Origin of the sequence: Burkholderia sp. AU16741 (assembly GCF_002223345.1) — a bacterium.
Lineage (GTDB): Bacteria > Pseudomonadota > Gammaproteobacteria > Burkholderiales > Burkholderiaceae > Burkholderia > Burkholderia sola.
The window spans coordinates 1-1881 of the sequence record NZ_NKEZ01000034.1 but is presented as its reverse complement, the minus strand read 5'-3'; the positions used below and the strand labels follow the sequence as shown (position 1 = coordinate 1881).

Sequence of the window (1881 nt, the reverse complement as noted above, 5' to 3'; positions counted from 1 at the left end):
AACGAGATGAACAGCGAGTGGGGCTACCTGCTCGAATTCACGGACCGCGACGGCATCCTGAAACGATGGGCGGTGCCGGCCGGCCTCTTTGCTGGCGACGGCACGGAGCTGCGCCGCATGCTGCTCGACATGGGCGTGAAGCTCGGCGTGACGCAGATCGCCCGCACGCAGATCGCCAACTATGTCCAGATGGCGCAGCCGGACGAGCGCGTGCGCTGCGTGCCGCGCGTCGGCTGGCATCACGGCGCGTTCGTGCTGCCCGATCGCGTCATCGGCACCGGCAAAGAGGCGCTGATCTATCAGGCCGATACGCCGATCCAGAGTCAGTTTAAGGAGCGCGGGACGTTGGACGACTGGCAACGCGAGGTCGCAGCCTACTGCGTCGGCAATAGCCGGCTGCTGTTCTGCGTCGCAACCGCCTTCGCTGGTCCGCTGCTGCACTTCTCCGGGCTTCAGTCGGGCGGCTTTCACCTGCTCGGCACGACGTCCAAGGGCAAGTCGACGGGCGGCGTCATCGCCGCGTCCGTGTTCGGCTCGCCGGACTACGTGCGGAGCTGGAAGGCGACCGACAACGCGCTCGAAGCCGTCGCGACGCAGCATAGCGACGCGCTGCTGATCCTCGACGAAATTGGACAGGTCGAGCCGCGCTTGGTCGGCGATGTGATCTATATGCTCGCGAACGAGTCGGGCAAGGCCCGCGCGTCGCGTAGCGGCTCGGCCAAGCCCGTGCTCACGTGGCGGCTGCTGTTCCTGTCGAACGGCGAAAAGAGCGTGTCCGCGTTGATGGCCGAGGGCAACAAGCCCATGAAAGGCGGTATCGAGGTGCGCTTGCCGGCGATCCCGGCCGAGGTCGGCGAAATGGGGGTGGTGGAGAAGCTGCACGGCTTCCCGACGCCGGCCGCGCTGATCGAGCATCTAGAGCGGCACGCCGGCATGCACTACGGCACGGCCGGCCCCGCGTTCATCGAATGGGCGTCGTCGCAGGCCGGAGAGCTGGCCGAGCATCTGCGTGTGCGCGTCGATGAGCTGGTCGGGCAATGGGTGCCGGACGGCTCGCATTCACAGGTCGCGCGCGTCGCCAAGCGGTTCTGTCTCGTTGCGGTGGCCGGCGAGCTGGCGACGGCGCACGGGCTGACTGGCTGGCCGCAGGGCGAAGCGGTCGAGGCAGCACGTCGCTGCTTCGAAGGCTGGCTCGAACTACGCGGCGGCACGGGCAACTCCGACGAAGCGGAAGCCGTGCGGCAGGTACAGCATTTCCTCGCCGCACACGGCGACAACCGTTTCGTGTGGATGAACCGGGCGCAGGACGACCATCGGCCGAACGTGCCGCATCGAGCGGGCTTCAAGCAGCACGTGAAACGCGACGAGCGGCGCACGCCCATCGCATCCGATCGCGAGTATTACGCCGAGTTCGGCGGCAAGATGAGCGCCGACGATGCCGAAAGCGTCGAAACGGAATACCTGATCGAAGCGGCCGTATTCCGCAAGGACGTGTGCGCCGGCTTCGATCACAAGATCGTCGCCAAGGCACTGATGAAGCGAGGCGTGCTGATGCCGCGTAGCGACGGCTATCCGTACCGGCAGGAATACATCCCCGGTCACGGCAAGTTCATGGTCTACCGTGTGCTGCCGTCGATCTTCACGCTTGAGCTGTGAAAAGCACCGCCGCCGTCCGGGAGGGCGGTGGCGGGCGTTCCTTTGCGCGGCATTTTTCACCCGCGTGTCAAAGTTACTTTGAGCGATCCGCTCCAGATGGAACGGGGCGAGCGCTTGCTGCGAATCTTGCCTCAGCCGTAACAATCCAGCCCGGTTTATCTCCAGTATCTCCAGCGTTCTCCAAATCGTTTGGAGACACGCGAAGCCTTACCCCATAAGGCTTTG

Annotated in this window: 1 protein-coding gene; it reads left to right on the top strand. The window is 65.2% G+C overall.

Features of this window, described 5'->3' with window-relative positions; translation table 11 throughout:
* Nucleotides 1-1656 (top strand): DUF927 domain-containing protein (locus CFB89_RS33895; protein WP_144030212.1); only part of this gene is annotated, 1656 nt, incomplete at its 5' end.
* Nucleotides 1657-1881: the final 225 nt, after the last annotated feature.